Consider the following 6,166-nt stretch of genomic DNA (forward strand, 5'->3'; position numbering starts at 1 on the left):
ATGTTTTCCGCCCCGTTTTCCGGAGCTTCATTCCCATCGGATTTGCTTTCCGCTTGTCCCCGCTCTCTCGCGGCGACTCCGGAACTGTACGGGGACCGGCCCGTCACATGCAAATCGCCCCCGCCCGGGGTCCGGGCGGGGGCGATGAGGCGATCGGAGCCGTCTGCTCAGCGGACCTCGGTGATCTCCGGGCCGCGCGCGAACGGGTCGAGCGCGTTGCCGCCGAAGCGGTTGTCGCCCTCGCCGGCGGCGGCTGCCCCGCCACCGTCGGCGACCATCTGCGCGTCCTCGGGGAGCTTCAGAACGATCGGGTCGCGGGGCGCCATCGGGCTCTCACCGCGGACGACGACCGTCTGCTGGAAGACCTGCTCCAGGATCCCGGCCATCTCGGGCTGCACGGCGGCCTGGCCCGAGATCACACCGCGGAGGAACCAGCGCGGCCCGTCGCACCCGACGAAGCGCACCAGCTGGACACCCTGGGTGCCGTCCGGCAGCTGTACGGGGACCTGGGCGCGGAGGTGCCAGCCGAGCGGGCCCTCCTCCTCCTCGATGAGGCCGCCCTGCGAGGTGATGCCGTTGGCGATCTCCTCGCGGACCTCGCTCCAGATGCCCTCGGACTTGGGGGCCGCGAAGGCCTGGAGCTGGATGGCACTGTTGCCGAGGACCAGGGTCGCGGCGACGATCGCGTCGCCGGCCACCTCGACACGCAGCTCCATGCCCTCGACACCGGGGACCAGCAGACCCCCGAGGTCCACCCGGCCCTCCTCCGGCTTCTCCAGCTCGGAGTAGTCCCAGGGACCGTCCGGACGCGGAGCCGGCGGCAGCCCGACCCGGTCGGCCGGGTCCAGCTCGGTCACGTTCTCGCTCTCGGCGGAACCTTCGACGTCATCGGCCGTCTCGTCGGCGCTGATGGCGTCGTCGGCGAGCTGCTCGACAGCGTCCTCGCTCTTCTGGCGACGACGGAACACGGTCACTGTCCTTCCCGGTCCAAGACCGATGCGAATACCTGCTCGGCTTCCTGCGAGGCCGCGGGCAGCCTAGACCGCGGCGTGGCCGCCGGTCGACCCGAACCCGCCCTCGGCTCGTGCCGACCCGGGCAGTTCGGCCACCTCGTGGAAGCGGGCCTTCTCGACCTGCTGGATGACCAGCTGGGCGATCCGGTCCCCGCGGCGGAAGCCGACCGCCTCGCGCGGGTCCAGGTTGACGACGATCACCTTGATCTCTCCACGGTACCCGGCATCGACCGTCCCCGGGGCGTTCACGAGGGCAACTCCGCAACGAGCTGCCAGCCCGGACCGGGGGTGGACGAACGCCGCGTAGCCGTCCGGCAGCGCGATGGCGATGCCGGTGGGCAGGACGGCGCGCTCGCCGGGGGCCAGCTCGGCGTCGACGGTGGTCCGCAGGTCGGCGCCGGCGTCGCCGGGCTGCGCGTACGCGGGCAGCGGCAGCTCGGCGTCGATGCGCCTGATCAGAACGTCGACGGGCGGGCGGGGGGTGCTGCTCAAGGGTTCACCTCAAAGGCTCGGGCGCGCTTCATCAGATCCGGGTCGTCGAGGACCTTCCCGATGTCCTCGGGACGACCGTGCTTGGTGAAGTGTTCCAGCTTCACCTCGATGAAGAGTGCCTGCGCCCTCACCGCGACCGGTCCGTCCGGGCCGCCGATCCGCGCCTCGCCGGCGCTGTAGATCTTGCGCCCGTGCACACCGGTGACCCAGGCGCGCACGTGCAGCAGGGAGCCGACCGGGACGGGGCAGAGGAAGTCGGTCTCCAGCCGGCCGGTGACGGCGGGGGCGTGCAGCATCCAGTTCAGCGTGCCGAGCGTCTCGTCCATCACGGTGGTCAGCAGGCCGCCGTGGGCCAGGCCGGGGCCGCCCTGGTGGACGTCGCGCACCAGGAGTTCGGCGGTGACGTCGAGCCCCTCGCCGGCCACCGCGTCGATCCGCAGGCCGCCGGGGTGCTGCGGGCCGCAGCCGAAGCAGTGCTCGTAGTGGGAGCCGAGCCGGGTGCCCGGGGCCGGGGCCTCGGGGGCGCGCGGCGGCAGGACGGCGTCCGGCGGCGGCGTGGTCGGCGGGAGCGGCATCGGCGTGGGGGCCGTCGGGGCGGACGGGGCCGGTGCGGTGCGCGGCGCCGTCACGGCGGACGGGGAGGCGGGGGCGGTGGAACCGGTCACGGCGCCCAACCCTACCGACCGGTAGCACGGGCGGGACCGGGGGTGCCGTCCCCGGGCGCCCGTTACGGCGACCACAATGGGGGCATGTACGACGAACGCCTCACCGTGCCGCGCTCCTGGTGGTTGCTCCCGGTCGCGATCGGGCTCACGCTCGCGTTGATCCTGCTGCGTCTCAGCGCGGTGGGCGCGCTGGTCGGGCTGGTGGTCGGCATCGCCGCCGGCGCGGCCGCGATCAGCAGCTACGGCTCCGCCCGGATCCGCGTGGTGCAGGGCTCGCTGGTCGCGGGCCAGGCCCGGATCCCGGTCGACGCCCTCGGCGCCGCGCACCCGCTCGGCCCCGCCGAGGCGGTGGCCTGGCGCGGCCGGGACGCGGACCCGCGCGCCTTCATGCTGCTGCGCAGCTACGTCCCGACCGCGCTGCGGATCGAGGTGAGCGACCCGGCCGACCCGACGCCGTACCTCTACCTGTCGACGCGGTCACCGATGAAGCTGGCCGAGGCGCTGGACGCGGCGCGCCGCGGCGCCCGCACCTGACGCGGGGCGCGCGACCCGCCCGGCACACGGGGCACGCCGGCCACAGGGCCCCGGAAAACGGAGAGGGACGGTTCCGCGGTGCGGGACCGTCCCTCTCTTCTCCGTACGGCACGAGGTGCCGCTCCGGGTGCGGCACGACGCGCGGTACAGGGTGTTGCGCTGGTGCTCCGTAACTCCGTAGTGCCGGTGCGTCCGCCTCGGCGGTCGCCGGAGCTGCCGTCCGGCCCCGCTGCCCGGGGCCGGAAGGGACGGTGTGCCGGTCTCGCTGGATGCGAGGCCCGGACCATGGCCGCCCTCGTTCTCAGGCGCCGCAGTCCCGGCAGATCGGGTTGCCGTTCTTCTCGCTGTACAGCTGGCTGCGGTGGTGCACCAGGAAGCAGCTCATGCAGGTGAACTCGTCGGCCTGGCGCGGCAGCACCCGGACGGAGAGCTCCTCGTTCGAGAGGTCCGCGCCGGGGAGCTCCAGGCCCTCGGCCGCCTCGAACTCGTCGACGTCGACCGAGCTGCCGGTCTTCTCGTTCCGCCGAGCCTTCAGTTCCTCGATGCTGTCCTCGTTGAGGTCGTCATCGGTCTTGCGTGGGGTGTCGTAGTCCGTTGCCATTTTTTCGCTCTCCCCCTCCGGGTTGTGCGGTGTGTGCGGTATCTCCAGCGCACGTAACGCATGGGGGGTCGGTCTTGTGCCCGACCCGAGGCGGAGATTTTGCCTTACTTCAAGCCCTGTTACTCAATCGACACTCAGCCAGGGGTCCGTTGGGGTGATCCGCTCGCGGGCGGGAGGCCTCACGCTGGGCCATCACCGGGCCGCGATCGGGGCCGCGCATCCGCCACGCACAGTGATCGGCGGCTACACGAACATCCGCCAATTCCCTTGCCCGCCATGGGTGCCCGCCCATCCGGCGGAGTCGCCCGGCCTGCCGCTTCCCTCACGGACGGCGACCGGGGCGCCGATCGCCATGATCACACTCCGGGGTCGGGCCGACCCGCACCGCGACACGGTGTGACCTTGCTCACGTTCCGAATCTTCCGGGGCAAACCGCGGAAAATCCACCCAAGCGGAGCGGCCGGATCCGTCGCCCGCGGTGCGCCGCGGTTCGTGTCCGGCCGCTTCCGGCGGGTGGTCGCGCGGCGGGTCCGGGGGCGGACGGCCCCGGACGCCCCGGGCGGGCCGCTACTGGGCGGCCTGCCGCGCGGCCCGGCGGGCCAGCAGGGCGGCCTGGCGCTCGTCGAACCTGGTCGCCTGCGCGTCCAGCCCGCCGAGGAAGACGCCGAGCTCGTCCTGGGCCCGCAGGCCCTCCGGACCGAGGCCGGTGATCTCCATGACCCTGAGGTGGCGCAGCACCGGCTGCAGCACGTCGTCGTGGTGGATGCGCAGGTTGTAGACGCCGCCGATGGCGATCTGGGCGGCGGCCCGCTCGAAGCCGGGGATGCCGTGGCCGGGCATCCGGAAGTCGGTGACCACGTCGGCGATGGCCCGCATGGCCTGGTCGGGGGCGATCTCCAGCGCGGCCTTCAGCAGGTTCCGGTAGAAGACCATGTGCAGGTTCTCGTCGTTCGCGATCTTCGCGAGCAGCTGGTCGCAGAGCGGGTCGCCGGCGTGGTGGCCGGTGTTGCGGTGCGAGATGCGGGTGGCGAGCTCCTGGAACGCCACGTAGGCCACCGAGTGCAGCATGCTGTGCGCGTTGTCGGACTCGAAGCCCTCCGACATGTGGCTCATCCGGGCCCGCTCCAGCTCGTTCGGGTCGACGGCCCGGGTGGCGAGCAGGAAGTCGCGGATGGCTATGCCGTGCCGCCCCTCCTCGGCGGTCCAGCGGTGCACCCAGGTGCCCCAGGCGCCCTCGCGGCCGAACATGGTCGCGATCTCGTGGTGGTAGCTGGGGAGGTTGTCCTCGGTGAGCAGGTTGACCACCAGCGAGACCCGGCCGAGCGGGGTCACCTGGGACTGCTCCACGGACCAGGCCTCGCCGCCCAGCACGCCGTCGAAGTCGCGGCCCTGGCTCCACGGGATGAACTCGTGGGGCATCCAGTCCTTGGCGACCTGGAGGTGGCGGTTGAGCTCCTTCTCCACCACCTCTTCGAGGGCCATGATCAGGCGCGCGTCGGTCCAGGCGCTCGAACCGAGCGAGGCGGTGCGCTGCACGGGGGCGATGGTCACGGTCTTGCTCCTGGGGGGAACGGGCACGCGCGGGACGGGCGCGTTGGGCGGGCACGTCGGGGACGCACGGTCGGCATTCACCTACGGTTGCGTAGGTTACGACACCGTAAGTTGCCCGGGCCGGAAAAGACAAGCCGCCCCCGCCAGGCCTTATGTCGTCTTGACAGGCCTGACGGGGGCGGCTGGGGATGGTCGGCGCACGGAGCGCGGGACCACCCGGACGGCGTAGTGGCGGCGAGGAGGGCCCTGGGGGCCGCTCAGGCGCCCGGAACGCGCACCCGCATGGTGAGCCCCCCGCCGGGACGCGGGGTGGCCTCGATGGTGCCTCCGTGCGCCCGGACCACCGAGCGGACGATCGAGAGCCCGAGTCCGACGCCCTTGTCGCTGCGGGTGCGGTCGGCGCCCTTGACGCGGCGGAACGGCTCGAAGATGTGCTCCAGCTCGTAGCCGGGGACGACCGGGCCGGTGTTGGAGACCACCAGCTCGCCCGCACCGCCGGGCACCAGCGCCGTGGTGATCTCCACCCAGCCGCCGGCGACGTTGTAGCGCACCGCGTTCTGCAGCAGGTTGAGCGCGAGCCGCTCCAGCAGCACGCCGTTGCCGCCGACCGTGGCCGGGTACAGCTCGGAACGCAGCTCGACCTCGCGCTTCCCGGCCTCGGCCCGGGTCTGTTCCAGCGCCCGGGTGGCGACCTCGGAAAGCTCCACCGCACGGCGGTCGGTCAGCTCGTTCTCGCTGCGGGCGAGCAGCAGCAGGCCCTCGACCAGCTGCTCGCTGCGCTCGTTGGTGGCCAGCAGGGTCTTGCCGAGCTGCTGGAGGTCGGGCGAGGCGGCCGGGTCGGAGAGCTGGACCTCCAGCAGGGTCCGGTTGATCGCCAACGGGGTGCGCAACTCGTGCGAGGCGTTGGCGACGAAACGGCGTTGGGAGTCGAACGAGCGGTCCAGCCGGTCGAGCATGTCGTCGAAGGTGTCGGCGAGCTCCTTGAGCTCGTCGTCCGGGCCGTCCAGCTCGATCCGCCGGTGCAGGTCGGAGGAGGCGACCTCGCGGGCGGTGCGGGTGATCCGGCCGAGCGGGCGCAGCACCCGGCCGGCCAGCGCGTAGCCGAGCACGAAGGCGATCACGGCGAGGCAGACCAGCACCGTGAGGGACTTGCGCAGCAGGGTGTTGAGGGCGCCGTTGGACTGGCCGGTCTGCAGGGCGCCCAGGCGGTCGGCCAGCGGGCCCTGCTCGCCGAGCTCCACGGGGGGTGCAGCGTCCCCGTGGGCGCGTACGCCGAGATGAGGCCGGACGGCTATCTCACGCTGTACGCC

General features: G+C 72.6%; 7 protein-coding genes and 1 pseudogene. 2 read left to right on the top strand and 6 right to left on the bottom strand.

Annotated elements, in window-relative coordinates; translation table 11 throughout:
• Positions 1-167: 167 nt before the first annotated feature.
• The 3 genes from ABZ885_RS33490 to ABZ885_RS33500 form a co-directional block, all read right to left on the bottom strand.
• The gene (locus ABZ885_RS33490) at positions 168-968 is read right to left on the bottom strand and encodes a DUF3710 domain-containing protein (RefSeq protein WP_360197168.1); all 801 of its coding nucleotides are present in this window, start codon (positions 966-968) and stop codon (positions 168-170) included.
• Between the two features lie 69 nt (positions 969-1,037).
• A complete protein-coding gene (gene dut / locus ABZ885_RS33495; protein WP_360197171.1) occupies positions 1,038-1,505 on the bottom strand; it encodes a dUTP diphosphatase in 468 nt (155 codons plus the stop codon).
• Positions 1,502-2,080, bottom strand: a complete 579-nt coding sequence (locus ABZ885_RS33500; protein WP_360197180.1) for a PaaI family thioesterase — start codon at positions 2,078-2,080, stop codon at positions 1,502-1,504. Before ABZ885_RS33500 ends, dut begins: the two co-directional genes overlap by 4 nt.
• Positions 2,081-2,254: 174 nt before the next feature.
• On the opposite strand from ABZ885_RS33500, the gene ABZ885_RS33505 reads away from it, so the two are divergent.
• Positions 2,255-2,704 carry a DUF3093 domain-containing protein gene (locus tag ABZ885_RS33505; protein WP_360197174.1) on the top strand — a complete coding sequence of 150 codons (450 nt, stop codon included), beginning with the start codon at positions 2,255-2,257 and terminating at the stop codon, positions 2,702-2,704.
• A gap of 301 nt (positions 2,705-3,005) precedes the next feature.
• Here the strand turns inward: ABZ885_RS33505 and ABZ885_RS33510 are convergent, their stop codons facing one another.
• From ABZ885_RS33510 to ABZ885_RS33520, 3 genes and pseudogenes are all read right to left on the bottom strand, one after another.
• Positions 3,006-3,305 carry a DUF4193 domain-containing protein gene (locus ABZ885_RS33510; protein WP_148642658.1) on the bottom strand — a complete coding sequence of 100 codons (300 nt, stop codon included), beginning with the start codon at positions 3,303-3,305 and terminating at the stop codon, positions 3,006-3,008.
• Between the two features lie 567 nt (positions 3,306-3,872).
• The gene (locus tag ABZ885_RS33515) at positions 3,873-4,856 is read right to left on the bottom strand and encodes an acyl-ACP desaturase (protein ID WP_360197177.1); all 984 of its coding nucleotides are present in this window, start codon (positions 4,854-4,856) and stop codon (positions 3,873-3,875) included.
• 257 nt (positions 4,857-5,113) lie between these two features.
• Positions 5,114-6,028: pseudogene (locus ABZ885_RS33520) on the bottom strand (HAMP domain-containing sensor histidine kinase); the annotation flags it as partial.
• Between the two features lie 87 nt (positions 6,029-6,115).
• Here ABZ885_RS33520 and ABZ885_RS33525 point away from each other — a divergent pair.
• On the top strand, positions 6,116-6,166 hold a 51-nt coding region (locus ABZ885_RS33525), incomplete at its 3' end, for a hypothetical protein (protein ID WP_360197182.1).

The sequence above is a fragment of the Kitasatospora sp. NPDC047058 genome (assembly GCF_040643935.1).
Taxonomy (GTDB): Bacteria; Actinomycetota; Actinomycetes; order Streptomycetales; family Streptomycetaceae; genus Kitasatospora.

What these genes read in the sequence shown, in the direction of transcription:
- ABZ885_RS33505 (WP_360197174.1), top strand. Translation starts at nt 2,255, where the DNA reads ATGTACGACGAACGCCTCACCGTGCCGCGCTCCTGGTGGTTGCTCCCG.
- ABZ885_RS33500 (WP_360197180.1), bottom strand. Translation starts at nt 2,080, where the DNA reads ATGCCGCTCCCGCCGACCACGCCGCCGCCGGACGCCGTCCTGCCGCCG.
- ABZ885_RS33510 (WP_148642658.1), bottom strand. Translation starts at nt 3,305, where the DNA reads ATGGCAACGGACTACGACACCCCACGCAAGACCGATGACGACCTCAAC.